15 protein-coding genes and 1 pseudogene are annotated in these 18,209 nt (G+C 59.3%); 5 read left to right on the forward strand and 11 right to left on the reverse strand.

What is annotated here, in order from left to right; genetic code table 11:
* Window positions 1–734 (forward strand): dipeptide ABC transporter ATP-binding protein (locus tag BMS17_RS23640; RefSeq protein WP_077431893.1); only part of this gene is annotated, 734 nt, incomplete at its 5' end.
* Window positions 735–1,302: 568 nt separating this feature from the next.
* On the opposite strand, the pseudogene BMS17_RS30785 reads toward BMS17_RS23640, so the two are convergent.
* From BMS17_RS30785 to BMS17_RS23665, 5 genes and pseudogenes are all read right to left on the reverse strand, one after another.
* A pseudogene (locus BMS17_RS30785) lies at window positions 1,303–1,759 on the reverse strand (transposase); the annotation flags it as partial.
* Window positions 1,760–1,944: 185 nt separating this feature from the next.
* Window positions 1,945–3,288 (reverse strand): OprD family outer membrane porin, encoded by a 1,344-nt coding sequence (locus BMS17_RS23650; RefSeq protein ID WP_077431894.1) that lies wholly within the window; start codon window positions 3,286–3,288, stop codon window positions 1,945–1,947.
* Between the two features lie 141 nt (window positions 3,289–3,429).
* Window positions 3,430–4,698, reverse strand: coding sequence for an MFS transporter (locus BMS17_RS23655; RefSeq protein ID WP_077431895.1), 1,269 nt, complete (start codon window positions 4,696–4,698; stop codon window positions 3,430–3,432).
* 119 nt (window positions 4,699–4,817) lie between these two features.
* Window positions 4,818–5,891: a M14 family metallopeptidase gene (locus tag BMS17_RS23660; RefSeq protein WP_223524964.1), complete on the reverse strand. Its 1,074-nt coding sequence runs from the start codon at window positions 5,889–5,891 to the stop codon at window positions 4,818–4,820.
* Window positions 5,888–6,712: a gamma-glutamyl-gamma-aminobutyrate hydrolase family protein gene (locus BMS17_RS23665; RefSeq protein WP_077431897.1), complete on the reverse strand. Its 825-nt coding sequence runs from the start codon at window positions 6,710–6,712 to the stop codon at window positions 5,888–5,890. The genes BMS17_RS23660 and BMS17_RS23665 overlap by 4 nt, the downstream gene beginning before the upstream one ends.
* A gap of 108 nt (window positions 6,713–6,820) precedes the next feature.
* Here BMS17_RS23665 and BMS17_RS23670 point away from each other — a divergent pair, with 108 nt between their 5' ends.
* Window positions 6,821–7,750 carry a LysR family transcriptional regulator gene (locus tag BMS17_RS23670; RefSeq protein WP_158283928.1) on the forward strand — a complete coding sequence of 310 codons (930 nt, stop codon included), beginning with the start codon at window positions 6,821–6,823 and terminating at the stop codon, window positions 7,748–7,750.
* Window positions 7,751–7,885: 135 nt separating this feature from the next.
* On the forward strand, window positions 7,886–8,134 hold the full coding sequence (locus BMS17_RS23675) for a DUF2790 domain-containing protein (protein WP_223524968.1): 249 nt from the start codon (window positions 7,886–7,888) through the stop codon (window positions 8,132–8,134).
* Between the two features lie 302 nt (window positions 8,135–8,436).
* Here BMS17_RS23675 and BMS17_RS23680 read toward each other — a convergent pair whose 3' ends face one another.
* The 6 genes from BMS17_RS23680 to BMS17_RS23705 all read right to left on the reverse strand — a co-directional run bounded on the left by BMS17_RS23680 (window position 8,437) and on the right by BMS17_RS23705 (window position 15,344).
* Complete coding sequence (locus tag BMS17_RS23680; protein ID WP_046030566.1) at window positions 8,437–9,996, reverse strand: amino acid permease; 1,560 nt, start codon at window positions 9,994–9,996, stop codon at window positions 8,437–8,439.
* A 139-nt stretch (window positions 9,997–10,135) separates the two neighbouring features.
* Window positions 10,136–11,296, reverse strand: a complete 1,161-nt coding sequence (locus BMS17_RS23685; protein ID WP_077431899.1) for an iron-containing alcohol dehydrogenase — start codon at window positions 11,294–11,296, stop codon at window positions 10,136–10,138.
* A gap of 3 nt (window positions 11,297–11,299) precedes the next feature.
* On the reverse strand, window positions 11,300–12,691 hold the full coding sequence (locus tag BMS17_RS23690; protein WP_077431900.1) for an aldehyde dehydrogenase family protein: 1,392 nt from the start codon (window positions 12,689–12,691) through the stop codon (window positions 11,300–11,302).
* A 7-nt stretch (window positions 12,692–12,698) separates the two neighbouring features.
* Window positions 12,699–14,072 carry a glutamine synthetase family protein gene (locus BMS17_RS23695; RefSeq protein WP_046030559.1) on the reverse strand — a complete coding sequence of 458 codons (1,374 nt, stop codon included), beginning with the start codon at window positions 14,070–14,072 and terminating at the stop codon, window positions 12,699–12,701.
* Between the two features lie 115 nt (window positions 14,073–14,187).
* Window positions 14,188–14,712 carry a G/U mismatch-specific DNA glycosylase gene (gene mug, locus BMS17_RS23700; RefSeq protein WP_046030556.1) on the reverse strand — a complete coding sequence of 175 codons (525 nt, stop codon included), beginning with the start codon at window positions 14,710–14,712 and terminating at the stop codon, window positions 14,188–14,190.
* Window positions 14,713–14,720: 8 nt separating this feature from the next.
* Entirely contained in the window at window positions 14,721–15,344 is a 624-nt protein-coding gene (locus BMS17_RS23705) for a TetR/AcrR family transcriptional regulator (protein WP_046030553.1), read from the reverse strand.
* Between the two features lie 228 nt (window positions 15,345–15,572).
* Here BMS17_RS23705 and BMS17_RS23710 point away from each other — a divergent pair, with 228 nt between their 5' ends.
* Window positions 15,573–16,709 carry an HlyD family secretion protein gene (locus BMS17_RS23710; protein WP_077431901.1) on the forward strand — a complete coding sequence of 379 codons (1,137 nt, stop codon included), beginning with the start codon at window positions 15,573–15,575 and terminating at the stop codon, window positions 16,707–16,709.
* On the forward strand, window positions 16,709–18,193 hold the full coding sequence (locus BMS17_RS23715) for a DHA2 family efflux MFS transporter permease subunit (RefSeq protein WP_046030548.1): 1,485 nt from the start codon (window positions 16,709–16,711) through the stop codon (window positions 18,191–18,193). The genes BMS17_RS23710 and BMS17_RS23715 overlap by 1 nt, the downstream gene beginning before the upstream one ends.
* Window positions 18,194–18,209 lie beyond the last annotated feature (16 nt).

Raw genomic sequence — 18,209 nt, forward strand, 5'->3', positions numbered from 1 at the left:
GTGCCGACAAGGCCCAGCGCAAGCAACTGCGCAAAGACGTGCAGATGGTGTTCCAGAGCCCGTACGCGTCGCTCAACCCTCGGCAAAAAGTCGGTGATCAGCTCGGTGAACCGCTGCTGATCAACACCAACCTGAGTGCGTCCGAACGTCGCGAGAAAGTCCAGGCGATGATGAAGCAGGTGGGCTTGCGTCCCGAGCATTACCAGCGTTATCCGCACATGTTCTCCGGCGGTCAGCGCCAGCGGATTGCCCTGGCCCGCGCGATGATGTTGCAGCCTAAAGTGCTGGTGGCGGACGAGCCGACCTCGGCATTGGACGTGTCGATCCAGGCGCAGGTGCTGAACCTGTTCATGGATTTGCAGCAAGAGTTCAACACCGCCTACGTGTTCATCTCGCACAACCTGGCCGTGGTGCAACACGTGGCTGATGACGTGATGGTGATGTACCTCGGTCGCCCGGTGGAAATGGGTCCGAAGAACGACATCTACGAGCGTCCGCTGCACCCGTACACCCAGGCGCTGCTGTCGGCCACACCGACCATTCACCCGGACCCGAACAAGCCGAAAATCAAAATCGTCGGCGAGTTGCCCAACCCGCTGAACCCACCGTCCGGCTGCGCCTTCCACAAGCGCTGCCCGTATGCCACCGAGCGCTGCAGCACCGAAGAGCCAGCCCTGCGCCCTCTCGATAACCGCCAGGTGGCTTGCCACTACGCGGAAGACATCAGCGACTGAGCCACCGGGGTTGACAGGCCGCGTCCTTGTCCACCCCCCCACGCCAGCCGACGGACTGAGCGCCCCGGGTTTCCTGGACAAATCTGACGGACAACCCTGCGAAAGGAGACCTCCGTCAACGTCCGCTATTGGCCCAGAGTGTGTAAAAACGCTCATGGCCTCATCGCTTTCGATCATCGACGTTCGTTGGCTGAGCGATTGCGCAGTCAACGCCGTGGGTCGCATAAGTCTCGACCTAGAACACGTCAACGCTGTTTTTACAGCCTCAGGGATGGGCCAAAACCAGCCTTTTTTATGCCAACAGCACCTTCATCAAACCGTGAGCACCGTTGATTTTCATGACCCGTTTCAGGTTGTAGGCGAGCACATTCAAACTCATCACCGCGCTCACCCCGGCCCGTTTTCGGGTCAGGGAGTGCGCCGCACCAGATCAGCGCCTCTCCAGCCGGGCAGATGTATTGGTTTTTTCCGCGTCATAGATGAACGCATCGTTATTAAAACGCCCGTCAGCCTTGGCTCCAGAGGTCATCGGTTTGGGCACATAGGCGGTGATGCCGGCATCGTGACAAGCGACCAGATTTTCTCCGAACAGTCCCAACTGCTGACACAGCACAACGAACTGGCGACAGAAGCCTCGGATGGCCTTGCTGTTGTCTTTTCGGAAGTTGGCGATGGTCTTGAAATCGGGTGCAAAACGCCCGATCAGCCACATTGGTTCGACGTTGCGCTGGGCTTCTCGCTCCAAACGTCGGCATCGACTGGATGCGGTTGAGATAGCCATAGATGTAGATCTTCAGCATGATCGCGGGGTGGTAAGCGGGCCGGCCAGTATCGGCTGGAACGGCACCTTCAAAACCCAGATTGACCAGATCAAGTTCGTCGACAAAGACGTCGACTACGCGCACCGGATTGGTATCGCTGATGTAGTCGTCGAGGCTCTCTGGAAGTAAGGTGCCTTGGCCTCGATGTTCACCTCGGATAAAGCGCTCATGGGCGATCCCTGCGATGAAATCCTCAGAAATCATAGCAAGGGTTCGCGAAGGCGTTTTGACACACTCTGGGCCGATTGCTGCCCTTGGCGAGAGACAGAAAACGGCCAAAAGCAGTGAGTGCTTTTGAATCAAAAGCTACCCTGTTTATACAAAACCAGAATAAGTCCGTACGCGCCTTATTCTCCTCCAGTATTGCTGATTACTGGCATTTGCTCGGGTTACAGAATTTTGAAGGGAACGTTGATAATCAAGCGGAACTCTTCGATATTGTTTTCCAGCTGGAGTGGGCTGGACCGGTGCCAGACATAGCCGCTCATCACACTCGCACCCTTGAAATTACCAGACTGCAAGGTGTAGCTGGCCAGCGTGCCGACTTCATACTCGTTTTCGTTGTCCTGTTTTTTAAAGTCGGCATACATTCCGTTTGAGCCACCATTGTAGTGGGTAGCATCGATGCCCCAGCCCTTGATGTACCAAATAGAGGTCTTCAAGCCTGGCAGGCCGTAAGCGGCAAAGTCGGTCATATAATTAACCTGGAACGACTTTTCGTTTGGCCCGTTATAGTTCGAGAGCCCGAGGTTGGGCAGGTTGATCGCATTCGACTCACCGACAAAGTCGAAGAATTCGTCGCCATCGATTTTCTGCAGTCCAAACTTCAGCGTATGGTTTTTCCAGGTCGGGGCGACGCTCAGGCCGTAGGCCTGCTGGTCGATATAACCCCCTTTCTCGGCTCCACTCGACTGAGTGTTATAGACATCCAACTGCATGTCGGTACTGATCGGGCCCCACTGGTATTTCTTGCCCAGACCGAAGTATTCACGGTCCCAGATATCGTCGAAGCGCGACAGGTAGGCACTGGCGCGCCATCCGCCTTTGGTCACGTAGTCTGCGCCACCGTAGGCAATGAAATCGCCGGTGACGTGCCTGTACGTATAGGTCGGGGTCAGATCCTGAGTGCCCGCGCCGGTCCTGGGGGATGCTCTGTCAAAGTACCCGGACTTGACCGTCAGACCGTCGATATCATGGCTTTCCAGCGAAACACCGTCGAAGGAAGCAGGCAGAGTCCGGGTGTCTGCGTAACCCATGACCGGCGTTCTGGACATCTGCTGCCGACCGACTTTGAGCGTTGTCTGCGCGAGTTTTACCTTCAACGCCGCCACGCCGATTTTGCTCCAGTCGTCGACCACATTGCCGTCCTTGTCCACCAGCACGCGGTTGCTGCCGCCAGCCGTTGCCAGCTGGCTGCGCTCCAGCGCCACTGCCGAATAGGTTGAGACGTCGAGACCAAACCCCAGGGGGCCTTGAGTGAAACCGGATATGTAATCCAGCTTGAAACCCTGCACCCAGGCAGTACGGTCTCGCACCGCGCGGGGGCCTTCATTGGTCTGTGCGCGGAAGTGCACAGCCTTGCTGCCGATTTCATGGGAATACCACTGACGGGTATTGAGCGTCAGGGTGCTGTCTTTGGCAAACCCATGTTCCTCTGCATAAACCGGCGACGCTGAAATAACAGCCGCGAGCATACCCGCCGACCATACTGGCAACTTTTCTGTGCGGTACATTGACTGTGCCTATAACTGTGGTGTTAACAGACAAACGTCTGAAATTATTGTTGTTGTTTTATAGGGAGGCCGAAGGCGCTTTTTGAGCGCTTTTCAAACTCCCTCTTCGCAAAAATTCAATCTTCCACGGGGTGCCAGCGGTTATTCCTGAACGTTGGTGTCACGTGATTCAGGCAGCATCCGCATGGCAATAAGGCTAACTATGCTGATACCGACCAAGTACCAGGCGGGGGCCATGGGGCTGCCGGTTGCAGCAATTAGCCAAGTGACGATGAATTGGGTACTGCCACCAAATATCGCGGCACCAATGGCATAGGTAATTGACAGGCCGGTGCTGCGCACAGCGATCGGCAACAGCTCCGGTACCTGGACGATACCCGCCGCGCCAAACATGGCAGTCAGGGCTGCAAGTACCGCATTAACGGTTAGCAACGTGACCAGGCTTGGTGAACCCGTGAGCCACAGGAACAGCGGGACGATCAGCAAGGTCAGCGCGACCCGAGGCAAAATGTTGGTCAGGCGCCGTCCGTAACGATCACTCAGGTGCCCACCAATCAGGGAAAAGGCAAAGGTCACAATCCCACCGATCAGCACGCTGCTTTGAGCAACCGCTGCCGGCAGCTTCAGGACCTGTACCGCGTAGCTCACCATGTAGTTGCCAATCTGCGATGCGACCGCGATCGAGGCGAACAGCATCATGCCGAGGATCAAAATCTTTTTGTGGTTACGCAGCACCTCGCCGACTATCGCGCTACCGCTGCGTTCTTGCGTGTCCTGATGGGTTTCGGGCAGGGACTTGCGCATGTACACCACCAGAGGGATCAGCACCAGGCTCAGCAGGAACGGAATCCGCCAGCCCCAACTCGCCAATTGCTCAGTGCTCAGGCTCAGGGACAGCACCACCCCGAGCATGCCACCCACGGCAACGGCCAAGCCTTGGCTGGCGACTTGCCAACTGGCGTAGAAGCCACGGCGGCCGGGGGGTGCAGCTTCAATCAACAGTGAGGTCGCAGGACCCAGCTCGCCGCCCAGGGCCAGGCCCTGCAGCAGACGGCAAAAAACCACGAAGATGGGGGCCGCGATACCGATCGCTTCGTAGCTCGGCGTGATGGCGACGCCCAGCGTGCCGAGGGTGATCAGGGCCGCTGTCAGGATCATTGCCGGTTTGCGCCCGGCCTTGTCGGCAAAGGTGCCGATCAGCACACCGCCCAGTGGCCGCGCGAGAAAGCCGACGCCAAAGGTCGCTGCCGCTGCCATCAGGCTGCCGTACTCGCCTGACACCGGGAAAAAGGCTTTGCCGATGTAGATTGCGAAATACGCATAGATGACAAAGTCATAGAACTCGAGCGCATTACCAGCCACCGCGGCGGCAACTGATTTCTTGCTGAGGGTGGGGTGTGGAATTGCCATTTCAGGACTTTCCTCACTCGGGTTCTCAGTGATCGATACTGTCGAGTAGTTCATAGATCAAGATCTCTGTATTTATTAGAATTAATCTTAAACAAGTCCCTGTTTTCCGATGTTTGCCCTTACCAGTTTTCCAGCCCTTGTAGTGCCTGAGTCACGACATGGCTGGCTTGCGTCCAAACGGGTGTTTTCCAGTCCGCGTGGTTGGGGTAGAACAAATCCTTGAGTCGTTGGGTGATCTCGCTGCTTTGCGCCGTGTTCTGCTTGCCGTGACGGAAAACCCAGTGATCGGCCCGCAGCGTCGTGATTATTTGCTCAATCGGGTAGGTACCAAACTCCAGGCAAATGCCGATGTGTTTGGCCGCTGGGCATTCCTGCGAAATGGCCACCTGAATGGGGCCGCTCATCGGCACGCTGGTAGAGCTGCCGGCATGTACGTCGGTGATCTCACCCCACCAGTTCCTGGCTTTCTCCAGGGTGCAGATGTCGCGGGTGGCGAATATTTTTTCCCCGTAGCCATAGGGGCCGAGTCCGGTATGGACGTCCACAGAAGCGATGACCGTGGCGTTTGCCGCATAGGTACGCAGGATCTGCCGGAAGGTGGTGTTGCTCCAGGTCGGCGTCAGTCCACCAAAGAACATGCCATCCGGGTAATGGTACTGGCCCAGGGAGATGGCGCACTGGAACTTCTTGTCACCGTGGGTCATACGGTATTGCTGCAATACCTGATCATCCTCGGGGGGCCATTGCGCAGGAAGCAGGGCCTCATGAATTTCGTGGTAACCCTCGTTTTCCGGAAGCGGACCGTCGAACTGAATAAAGTTACGGTTCAGGTCTACGTTTTCCTGGGTCACTCGGCGCAGGTGGGAAAAGCCGTGCGGGTTAATCGCGTGAACATAGAGAATCGCCGTGTCGTCCGGCTTGGGCGGATCGAGCTGTAGTGCGCCAGTCTGCACGGCCGATCCAGGGAAACCTTCCACGCCATGGACGCCACTGAGCACGATCAGCACCTTGGAAGCGTCCCTTGGACCGTCGAACACGACATCCGTTGCCAGCGTTTCGTCCCTGCCACCCTTGAGATTCAGCTCATAGCTGTCGATCGACAGGCTTCGCTGGTTGGCAGCCGCAAAAAACTTTTCGCGTGCTTGTGCATACGAATCACTGAATAGATCGTCGATGTGTTCTGCGTTCATCATGAAGTCAAAGTCTCGACGTGTGCAGCGTGTACGATTGAACGCAGGCGCGTTTCGCGGCGGCGTCGGCAGGCATCACCAAATGCCTCGAATATGTCGCGGGACAGTCGGTCATCGTGCACGCGCATCTCCGGATGCCACTGCACCGCCAGGGCGAAGCTGCTGGCGCCAGTGACCGAAAACGCCTCAATCAGCCCGTCCGGTGCGGTGGCCTCGACAGTCAGGCCAGTCCCAAGCCTTGCGATGCCTTGATGGTGCAAGGAGTTGACTTGCGCATCATCCGCGGCATGCAGTCGGGACAGTAGTCCACCCGCAGCAACCTTGATGCCGTGACTGTACTGATACCACTCGACAATGGGTCTGGAATGGTCACCTTCGCGGTGGTCAATGGCCCCGGGGCGCTGATGAACGGCACTGTCCAGCGTGCCACCCCAGGCAACATTCATCTCCTGGAAGCCGCGGCATATGCCCAATACCGGGACCCCTGCATCCACCAGCCTTCTGACGAGCGGTAGAACCGTTGCGTCTCTGGCCAGGTCCAGCGTCGATATGTCCGGCGTAGCGGTGCCGCCATAACGCAGAGGCGAAATATTTGACGGGCTGCCGGTGAGCACCAGCCCATCGACGTTGGCCAGCAGGCTGTCGAAGTCGATGGCATCGGGATCAGCGGGCAGCGCCAAGGGCAATGCGCGAGCTGTACTCGCCACTGCGTCCACGTAGCCGTGCAGCAAGGTATGCGCAGGATGGCCATAGCGATCCACGCGATCGGTGGCGATGGCAACAAGTGGTCTGGCACCGTCCGCGAATAGTGGCGATCTGGTCATGGTCAAGTCCCGTAGGGGTAAACGAGAACCCAGTCTATGAGATGGTTAAATCATGGTAAATTGCATAATAAATTCAGATTTCATGCATTAACTGCAAGTGAGAAACCCATGAACACCCGACAGTTGCAGCACTTTCTTGCCCTGATGAACACCGGATCGCTCAGCGCTGCGGCTGATGCGGTGCACCTGAGTCAACCGGCGCTCTCCAGAAGCATCAAGGCGCTGGAGGACGAACTGCGGGTGTCGCTCTTTGACCGGACTAATCGTCGCTTGCATCCCACGCCATTCGCGATGGAATACCTCGAGCGGGCAAAGCGCATCGTTTTCGAAGAGCGTGACGGGGCGCGAACGCTGAATCTGATGAAGAATGGGGCCTATGGTCCGCTCGCGTTCGGCTTGGGCTCCTCGGTTGCCCTTGACTTCCTGGCCTCGCTAATCCGGCAACTGCTTGCTACGGGCCCGGGCTTGAAGATCCAGGCTCAGGTACACAGTACCGATGTGCTGCTGGACGCCCTGCAAAAGGAAAAGCTCGACTTCTTCATTGGTGATGTTGGTGCGGCAGCCCGCTACCCGGAGCTAATGGCCGAGCCTTTGTACACATGCAGTTTTGGCTGGTTCGCCCGGGCCGGGCACCCACTGGCCGGGCGCAAGGGCCTGACCATGGATGACCTCAAAGAGTACCCGCTGATCGGCTCGGGATACATCAGTGAGATGTTGGCACTGAAGATGGCCCATCTCTATGGCATGCAGTTGCCCATCGAGACCAACTTTGCCGCGAGCATCAATAACATCGAGACGGCGCACGACCTGATTCTCAGTACCGACGTGCTTTTTCCCACCACCTTCCTCGCCATGATCAAACTGCTCAGGGAAAAGTCCGTCGCAATCCTTAATGTGCAGCCACCCTTTGAACTAGACCTGACCCTGGGCATCGTAACGATCCGGCATCGGACACTGACACCCGCTGCGAAGCAGTCGTTCAGTATCATCCGTTCGTACTTCCAGGAGGCGGAGCAGGAGATCGCGGCTTATCTATAGTCGCGCCTGATGGGGCGCGTTACCCATCACGGGTCCATACTGGTTGATTGCATCGACCACAAAAGTGACTCAGGCAGTCACTCGATCAACTGGACAGGGAATGCGAAGCGCTACAGAAATACTGAGGAAACGAAAATGAAAAAAACATTGTGTTTCGTCATGCTGGTGCTGACTACAGGTCCGGTGCTGGCCGTCAGCCCGTCACCTGTCGCCGACACTCAGTATAAGTATGGGATGCACCTGGATATCGCCGAGGTGGTCTCGGTGACGGCAACACCCGTCGAGGATGCAGTTTATCCGGTGACCATGGAATACATTGACCATCAAGGCCAGACGCAACGGCTTGCGTACATCGTGACGGACACCACCTGGGGTGGTAAGTAGTTCCAGTCAGGGCGCGCGTCGCGATTGATGCCGGGTGTGTGGAGTTGATCGGCAAGGTCGCGGCCGCTTTCTGCCCGTGCTGACCGGCAGCAATTGACCGGCAGCCGGCTGATACAGAGACCACGTCACCACCACCCTTGCGACGTTGCCTACGGGTACGCCAGAATCCGCCGGCTTTGCTAGCTTCCCCGGTCGACTAACCTGCGTACAGCTGCCTCCCTCTCGTTTAGTCATTGATCTATTTACTCGCATAAAAAACGGGACGTTCAGCGTCCCGTTTTTTATGGCGAAGGCGATCAGCTTCAAGCGCGCTTGTTCAACGCCGCCTCAGCTGCTGCAATTTCTGCCTGGCGCTTGACGATCATGTCGCCCACCGGCGGCCCCTGGAAGCGGCGGGCTTCAAAGCCGAACCAGACGATGGCCGTCAGCACCAGGAAACCAATAGTGATGTACAGCGCCCAATCGTTCGGTGGCTGGATACCGATGACGAAAATAATGATCATCGACAGAACCGAGAGCAGGGCAAACACGGTGTACCAGAAGCGCCCCATGTTCCACGGGCCCATGGTTGGCCATTTCGAGGTCCCGTAGGTGAACAGGCCCAGCACGATGGGAATGATGAACGAGAAGAACAGGAAGATCACCGTGCAGGACACCACGATCGTATAGACCGGCGTTGCCCCCACCGAGATCACCGACGATCCCCAGTCGAACAAAACGGCGAGGGTGGCACCGGTCCAGATCGCGGCCACCGGGCTGCGAAAGGTCGGCGAGACCGAGGCCAGCGCTTTGGAGCAGGGCAGGCCGCCGTCACGTGAGAACGCGAAGATCATCCGCGAAACCGAGGTGACCGTCGCCAAGCCGCAGAGGATCTGCGAGATGAAGATCGCCACATACAGCGCGATTTTCAGCGTCGGGCTGACCTGCGCGTTCATGGCCCAAAAAAAGACATTCCAGCCTTGTTTGGCCGCCTCGTCCATGTTCGGCAGCATCAGTACGAACGAGCTGAGCATCACCCAGCCGAACAGCAACGACCAGACCACCGACATGACCATGCCGCGTGGCACTGAAACGGCCGCATTGCGGGTTTCCTCGGAGGTGTGCGCAGAGGCGTCATAGCCGGTGATGGTGTAGATCGGCAGCAGCAGGCCGAGCATGAAAATCCAGCCGTTCGACACTTGTGGCCAGACACCGCCGCCGGCATCGCCGGAGTAATTGCTGAAGGTCCACAACCGCGCGACTTCATAGCTGGGCGCCGAGATCAGGCAAACGATGGTCAGCGCCAGCGCTGTGGCGAAAATCAGGTACCCAGAAAAGTCAGTCAGCTTGGCGGTCAGGCCGATCCCCAGGTGGTTGCACAAGGCCTGGAGGCCCGTCAGCACCGCGAGGAAAATCACCCGGACGGTGGTCGTGTCTTCCATGCCCAGTGCCGGTCCGAAGGCACCGAAAAAGAAGTAATAGGTGCCGACGTTGATCGCACCCAGCACGGTGACCAACCCCAAGAGGTTGAACCACGCGGTCAGCCATCCGGTAAAGCGGTTGCCGAGAATCGAGCCCCAGTGATACAGGCCGCCAGCGGTGGGGTACGCCGAGGAAATCTGCGCCATGGCCATGGCGAACACCCCGGAGATCAGGCAGCCAATCGGCCAGCCGATGCCGATGGACGCGCCGCCCGCGCCGGAGGTGCCCTGGGCGAGTGAGTTGATCCCGCCCGAGAGGATGCAAATGATCGAGAAGGAAATCGCGAAGTTGGAGAAAACCCCCATTCGTCGCGAGAGCTGCTGGGCGTAGCCCATGCTGTGCAGCACCTTGACGTCGTCGTCATGCGGCGTGTCGGTGCCGGGTTGGCTTGCTGGATTCATGTTGTGTGCCCCATCAGGTTTTGATACACATCCATCCGGGGTTCCGGACGGTCTGGCTTTCAACCCCTTGTCGTACTGCTCCTGTCTCCCACCTGTCCGTGCGCTGCATTCAAAAGTCGGGCGCCGACAGTCAACTGCTCTACAGGCGGCCGTGATACGCCGCGTCGAAAATTTCCGCCGCACCGGCCCGCGTCAATGGCAGCGGGTTGCCGCCGGCAGACGGGTCGACAATCGCCATGTCCGCGATCAGGTCGGCCTGTTGATCATCCACCCCCAATTCGACCAGCGTGTGTGGTACGCCGATGTCTTTGCGCAGTTTGAGGATGAAGGCCAGAAAACTGTCGAAGCTGGGGGAGGGCAGGCGTAAATACGCGGCCAGGCGCGTGATGCGTTCTTCGATGGCCGGGCGATTGAATTTCAGGACATACGGCATGAAGGTCGCATTGGTCATGCCGTGATGCGTGTCGTACAGCGCGCCGACCGGATGCGACAGGGCATGCATCCCGCCCAGTCCTTTCTGGAACGCGGTGGCGCCCATCGCTGCCGCCGCGAGCATCTGCGCGCGCGCCTCAAGGTCGGACGGCATGTGCACGGCGCGCACCAGTGCATTGGCTACCAGGCGCATGCCTTCCACGGCGATGCCATCGGCCATCGGGTGAAAACCTGGAGCGCAGTACGACTCCAGGCAGTGCGCCAAGGCGTCCATGCCCGTGCCGGCGGTGATTTTGGCCGGCATGCCGACGGTCAGGGCCGGGTCGCTGATGACCACGCGCGGCATCATTTTCGGGTGGAAGATGATGCGTTTGGTGTGGGTGCGTTCATCGATGATCACCGCCGCACGGCCCACTTCCGAACCGGTGCCCGCAGTCGTCGGCACGGCAATGACCGGGGCGATGCGGCTTTCGTCGGCGCGGGTCCAGTAGTCGCCGATGTCTTCGAAATCCCAGACCGGGCGCGTCTGGCCGCTCATGAAGGCGATGAGCTTGCCCATGTCCAGGCCACTGCCGCCGCCGAAGGCGACCACACCGTCGTGGTTGCCGGCGCGCCAGGCGTCGAGCCCCCCTGCCAGGTTGGCTTCCACCGGGTTCGGCTTGAGGTCGCAAAACAACGCGACGCCGAGGCCGGCAGCGCGCAGGGCGTCCAGTGTGGCGATGGTCATCGGCGCACGCGCCAGGCCGCTGTCGGTGACCAGCAGCGGTCGCTCGATACCCTGGCTGCGGCAAGTGTCGGCGAGTTCGGCGATGCGGCCGACACCAAAGTGGACGCTCGTGGGGTAATTCCAATTCCCGGTCAGGCTCATGGCTCAGATCTCATGGCGCAAATGGAAGGATTTGGCACGGGTCAGGTGTTCATAACCGAGGCGCGACAGGGTGACGCCGCGCCCGCTGTTTTTCACCCCGGTCCAGGCCAGGGCCGGGTCCAGGTAATCGCAGCGGTTCATGAATACGGTGCCGGTGTCGATTTCGTTGCCGATACGTTCGGCGGCGGCGAGGTCTTGGGTCCAGATCGAGGCGCTAAGCCCGAACTCGCTGTCATTCATCAAGGCGATGGCTTCGTCGTCGCTGGCCACCGGCATGATGCCGACCACCGGACCGAAGCTTTCATCACGCATCACCGACATTTGATGGGTGACGTCGACCAGAACCTGCGGCGCGAGGTAAGCACTGCCCGGCGCGTCAGCCGGGAACGTGGTCGGGTCGATCAGTGCCTTGGCGCCCAGGGCCAGCGCTTCGGCGATCTGACCACGAACGAACACCGCAGCGCCCGGTGTCACCAGTGGGCCGAGGGTGGTGGCTTCGTCCAGAGGATTGCCGAGCACGTATTGGCGAGTCAGCGCGGCGAAGCGCTCGACAAATACCGGGTAGATTTTCTCATTGACATAAATGCGCTCGACGGCGCAGCAGCTCTGCCCGGAATTGAAAAAGCTGCCGTCCACCAGGTTTTCCACCGCGTGGTCGAGGTGGGCGTCTGCCCGCACGTAGGCCGGGTCTTTTCCGCCGAGCTCCAGGCCCAGGCCGAGGAAGCGCCCGGTGGCCGCGTTTTCCATCGCGTGGCCGGCGCCCACCGAGCCGGTGAAGTTCACCTGCTGCACGCGTGCGGAACCGATGATCGCGGCGGTCTGGTCGTGATCGAGCAGCAGGTTATGGAACAGGCCGGCGGGCAGATGGGCGCGGGCCGCCGCTTGCGCAAAGCGTTCACCGACCAGCAGCGTTTGCGAGGCGTGTTTGAGGATGACGCTGTTGCCGGCCATCAACGCCGGAATGATCGTGTTCACCGCCGTCAGGTAAGGGTAATTCCAGGGTGCAATGACCAGCACCGTACCCAGCGGTTCACGCTGGATAAGCCGACGAAACCCCGCGACCGGTGTGGGTTCAATCGCGGCCAGCGCTTCGGGGGCAATGGCGATCATGTGGCGGGCGCGTTCTTCGAAACCACGCAATTCCCCAGCGCAATATCGGACCGGGCGGCCCATTTGCCAGGCCAGTTCCGGGACGATGTCGTCTTTCATCGCCAGCATTGCGTCCACCACGGCGCTGCACAGGGCGGCGCGCTCGCTCAGAGGCCGGCGTTTCCAGTGCGCCTGGGCGTCTGCGGCAGCCGCCAGCGTGTGTTCGATCTGCGTCGCGTCGGCGTATTGGCGTTCGGCATAAATCCGGCCATCGACCGGTGAGATGAGTTGGATCATGGCGGTCATGCTCTGCTCAATAGCGCTCGAATCCGCGCTGCAATTCCCAGTCGGTGATCCGCCGGTCGTACTCTTTCTGCTCCCATTCGGCGGTGTGCACGTAGTGGTCGATCACCTCATCGCCGAACGCTTCACGCAACATGGTGGAGGTCTGGAGCGCGGCGCTGGCTTCGCGCAACGTCTTGGAGACTTCAGGCAAGTGTTCGTCGAGGTAGGCGTCACCTTCAAAGGGCGGCGCAAGGTTGAGCTGCTCGTCGATGCCGGCCAGGCCCGCCGCGATCAGGGCCGCAAAGGCCAGATAGGGGTTGAGGTCGGCGCCGCCGATGCGGCATTCGATGCGGATGGATTTGCTGCTTTCGGCACACAACCGGAAGCCGGCGGTGCGGTTGTCGCGGCTCCACACGGCCCGCGTCGGAGCAAAGGTACCAGCCTGAAAGCGTTTGTACGAGTTGATGTAGGGCGCGAGAAAGCAGGTGATGTCGTTGGCGTACTTGAGCTGCCCGGCCACCCAGGATCGCATCAGTGTCGACATGCCGAACTCGGCCTTGGCGTCGAAGAACAGCGGCTTCTTGGCGTTCTTGTCCCACAGCGAGTTATGGATGTGGCTGCTGGAACCGGCGGCGTCATAGCGCCACTTGGCCATGAACGTGATCGCCTTGCCTTGCAGTTGCGCTATTTCCTTGCAGGCGTGTTTGATGATGACGTGGTGGTCGGCCATGGTCAGGGCATCGGCGTAGCGGATGTTGATCTCTTCCTGCCCCGGGCCCCATTCACCCTTGGAATTTTCCACCGGGATGCCGCAGGCCTGCAGATGCTTGCGAATCGCCCGCAGCACCGGCTCTTCGCGGGTGGTCTGCAGGATGTTGTAATCCTCGATGTAGTGGCCGGCGGTTTTGGGCTTGTAGTAGTTGCGCTTGTGGATGGACTCGTAGGTCTCGTCGAACAGATAGAACTCAAGCTCCGAGGCGAACATGCCGGTATAGCCACGCTCGCGCAGGCGCTCAACCTGCTTTTTCAGGATCGCCCGCGGGCTGTGCGGCAAGTCGCGTCGATGGTGGTGATCGAGCACATCACAGAGCACCAGCGCCGTGCACTCCAGCCACGGCACCTTGCGCAACGTGCTCATGTCGGGTTTGAGCACGAAGTCGCCATAGCCCTTGCTCCAACTGGCGGCGGCGTAACCCGGCACGGGTTCCATGTCGATGTCGTCGGCCAGCAGGTAGTTGCAACAGTGGGTTTCTTCATGGCCGCTGTCGATGAAAAATTCGACCTGGAATCGTTTGCCGACCAATCGGCCTTGCATGTCGACCATGCAGACCAGGACGGTATCAATTTCGCCGGACGCGGCGGCACGCTTCAGTTCATCAAAGCTGAGTTGGGGCTCGGTCATCACGTCAGTCCTGCGTGAATAGTGTGGGCCTGTCTGAAATAGCTGTTGCAGACGCTCTTCAGAAAAACCCAAACCCTGCCGGAGCGAGCATCGTGCGCAATAAGCTGCCCTTAGCTTAGCCTACTGTCGATTTGTGCAAGTTTTGATGGAGTTGGCGATATGCGCCCACCAGTTGATCAAGCGAGAACGCAAGATTTCGCCCGCTCGGATTGGGCAAGACCCAGACCTGTGCATGACCGAAGGTGTCGGGTTGTAGTCCCCAGGGAATGTCGCGCCGGCCCGATAGCGCGCAGTACGCCGCTTTGCCGAGAAACGCCACAACGCGCGGCCCGTAGCGGGCGATCTTCTGTTCGAAGCTGGCCGCGGCGGCCATGAACTCATCGCGCGACAGCTGATCTGCGCTCGCTGTGGGCCGTTCGACCACGGCGGTCAAGCCGCAGCGATACTGCAAAATCGTCCGGTCGTTTTCCGGGCGCACCTGCTCGGGGGTGAACCCGGCGAGATGCAGGGTGCGCCAGAAACGATTGCCCCGGCCTGCAAAATGATGCCCTTGGGCGGCGGCCGTCAAACCCGGATTGATCCCGCAAAAAATCACGTCGAGCTGTTCGGCCAGAATGTCTTCGAGTCTTTCGCCCGCCATAAAACCTCTCAACCGCAGATCACGTTGACTGCGTTGCGTGCCAGTTCAGTCAGTTCTTCGCGGGATTTTCCCGCCCGTGCCCGTATCGAAATGCTGTGCAGCAGGGAGGAGGCGAGGACGGCGAGGGCTGTCGGGTCGACGTCGTCTTTCAATTCTCCGGTGGTGATTGCGGTTTGCAGGCGTGCTTCGAGATCGGCATCGAGTCGGCTCAGGCGATCTGACAACACCTCACGGATTTCAGAATCTTCCACGGCTTCGGTCGTTGCGGTGCCGATCGCAAAGCAGCCACGGGGTTGGCCTTCGCCCGAGAAGTAGATCGACAGCTGACCTTCATAGAAACGCATCAACGCTTCACGCAAGGTCAGTTGCTGGTCCGTCAACGCCTCGTGCATGGCGGCGGCGGCAAATTCCCAATATTGCTCAAGCGCTTTGATGTAGAGCGCGTGTTTGTCACCGAAAGCGGCATAGAGGCTGGGGCGATTCATGCCGGCCGCGGTGGCGATGCTGTCCAGGGAAGCGGCGGCATAACCGGTACTCCAGAACACACCAAGCGCTTGCTGCAATGCGGTCTGCGGGTCATAGGCGCGGGGTCTTCCCCGGACTTTTGCTTCGGTAATCTTTTTTTGTGCCATGGCGTACAAAATCCTTGTGCGGAGGTGAGTCGAGGAATATTCTTACACCATCGCACAAAATTAAGGAACCAGAAGTTCCTGATTTCAAGGTTTGTTGTAGCGGAGCTCGAACTGGGTATTGCGGCGACGAAACACGGTGCGGCGGAGCGATCCTTCTGACTGCGCACGGCATGGCTGTTTCTTTGTGGGTATTAGCCCCCGACTTCCCGGTTAAAGGTGTATTCGATCATGACCAAACAGTTCGACATTCCAGCGACACAAACCTTTGAGCACCCAGGGCCGAACCCGACAGGCACGCCAGCCAAAAAACTGCTTAAAGCGACACTGCGCCCCCTGCTGATGGTGGGCCTGCCGGCGCTCTTTGCGGCGATTGGCTACGCACACTACATGGCCGGCCAGCCTTTCATGTCGACCGATAACGCCTACGCCCGTGTGGCGAAGGCCTCGATCAATGCGCGCACGTCCGGCCAGGTGATCGACATTGCAGTCGAGGACAACCAGCCGGTTCGCAAGGGCCAGGTGTTGTTCCGCATCGACCCCAAGCCATTGCAGATTTCCGTTGACCGCGCACAAGCGCAGTTGAGCGTTGCCCGGTTGCGCATCGATGGGCTCAAGGCCAGCTACCGCCAGCAACAGGCGGAACTGCAATCGGCCAAAGAGTCGGCCGATTTCGATCAAAAGGAGTTTGGCCGCAAGAAGGCGTTGGTCGCTTCCGAGTTCGTTTCGAAGTCCCTTTATGAACGTGCAGACACCGACCTGAAAGTGTCACGGCAACGAATCGTCTCCATCGAACAGCAGATCGCGAGCACGGTGGTTGCCTTGAACGGCAACCCGAACATCAACGTCGACAGCCACCCGACCGTTCGCGAGGCCCAGGCGCAGCTTGATGAAACGCAGCTCAATCTGTCCTACGCAACGGTGTATGCACCGGACGATGGCATCGTGGCCAAAGTCGACGATTTGCAGGTTGGCAACTATGTGAACAACGGTGCGCCGGCGTTTGCGCTGCTGTCTGATCGCCAGGTGTGGATCGAGGCCAATTTCCGTGAAACGCAGGTGGCGCACATGCGCCCGGGCCAGAGTGCGACGATCCGCATCGATACCTATCCGGATCACGAATTCAAAGCCCACGTGGTCAGCATGAGCCCCGGCGCCGGTTCGGATTTCGCACTGCTGCCGCCCGAAAACGCGACCGGCAACTGGGTCAAAGTGGTGCAGCGGGTACCGGTACGCCTCGAACTCGATGAGGTCGACCCGCAGATGCCGCTCTACTCGGGGATCAGCGCCACGGTCAAGGTCGATACCGGGCATCGCACGTCGTGGTGGTATCCAATCAAAGCATTGTTGACCGCAGGTGCCTCCTGATGAACGCCATTCCTGCCAGACCTCAAAATGCGGGCGCGTTAAGGTTTGCCGCGTTGCTTGCGACTTATATGCAATCGGCCAACCTGCCGTTGCCCAATGCCGTGCTCCGGTTGATCCAGGGCAGTATGTCGATGACCGACGACCAGGCTGGGTGGATCTTCACCTCGTACCTTGCCGCCAGCGCGATCACGATGCCGATTGCTCAATGGCTCGCCGGGCGCTATGGCTTGAAGCGGGTTTACCAAACCGCGTTGGTCATGTTCATGCTGGGCTTATGGCTTGCGACCCTGGCGACGACGCCGCTGGAATTCATCGGCGCGCGCATCATTCAGGGCCTGGCGAGTGGCGTGCTGGCGCCGCTGTCGATGGCGATTGCCATGGAAACGCTGCCACTGGAGAAACGCGCGAAGTTTGGCGCGACGTGGACCGCCATCGTGCTCTTGGGCATCGTCAGCGGCCCGAGCATCGGCGGCTGGGTGGCCGAACATTTCGACTGGCGCCCGATCTTCTACATCAGCCTGCCGCTGTCGGCGTTTATCTTCCTGGTGATGGCGCTGCTGCTTGCCGAGAAAAAGGCCGAGAAACGTCCCACGTTCGATTTCTTTGGTTTCGGCACCTTCACGCTGTCGCTGATCAGCCTGCAGATGTTGCTCGATCGCGGTGAACGCCTGGACTGGTTTGCCTCCCCCGAGATCTGGCTGGAAGCGATCGGCTGTGCACTGGGGTTCTACCTGTTCGTGGTGCATGTGCTGACCGCGAAGGTGCATTTCCTCAACAAGCGCTTGTTCAACGACCGCAATTTCATGCTGTCGACCGTGATCTTTTTCGCCGTGGGTTTCGTGCTGTTGTCGACCATGGCACTGACCTCGCCGATGCTCGATGAAATTCTCGGCTACCCGCCTGACACCACCGGTGCCCTGACCATCCCGCGTGGCATGGGACTGGTTGGTGCGTTTTTGCTGATGGGGCGGGTGCCCGAGCGTTTCGACCGGCGGCTGTTCGTCGCGGCAGGTGTTGCCATCGTGGCGTATGCCAACTGGATGATGCTCGGCTATTCGCCGCTGATGGACGCGTCGCCGGTGGCGGTGGCCGGGGCGGTGCAGGGCATTGGTATCGGCATCTTGATGCCGTCGTTGACCAAGGTCGCGTTCAGCACGCTCGACCCCGCGTTGCGCCCGGAAGGCACCGGTTTTTTCAATTTGTCCCGCGTGTACGGAAGCACCCTGGGTGTTGCGATTGTGCAGCTGTTTTTCTTCAACAACATGCACGCGATGCACATGGCACTGGCCAGCAATATCACGCTCTACGGCGCCGTCGCGCATTCCGCACCGGGCTCGCTGCAAGCACTGGCGGGGCTTAACGAAATGATCACCGGGCAAGCGGCGTTTATTGCCGTGATCGACCAATTCAAGATTTTGATGTTCGCGATGCTGGTGGTGAGCCCACTGGTGATCTTTCTTCGCAAGCCCGTTGCGACCAACTAGTTTTCGTGGAGTTTGC

Origin of the sequence: Pseudomonas sp. C9, from assembly GCF_002000165.1 — a bacterium.
Lineage (GTDB): Bacteria > Pseudomonadota > Gammaproteobacteria > Pseudomonadales > Pseudomonadaceae > Aquipseudomonas.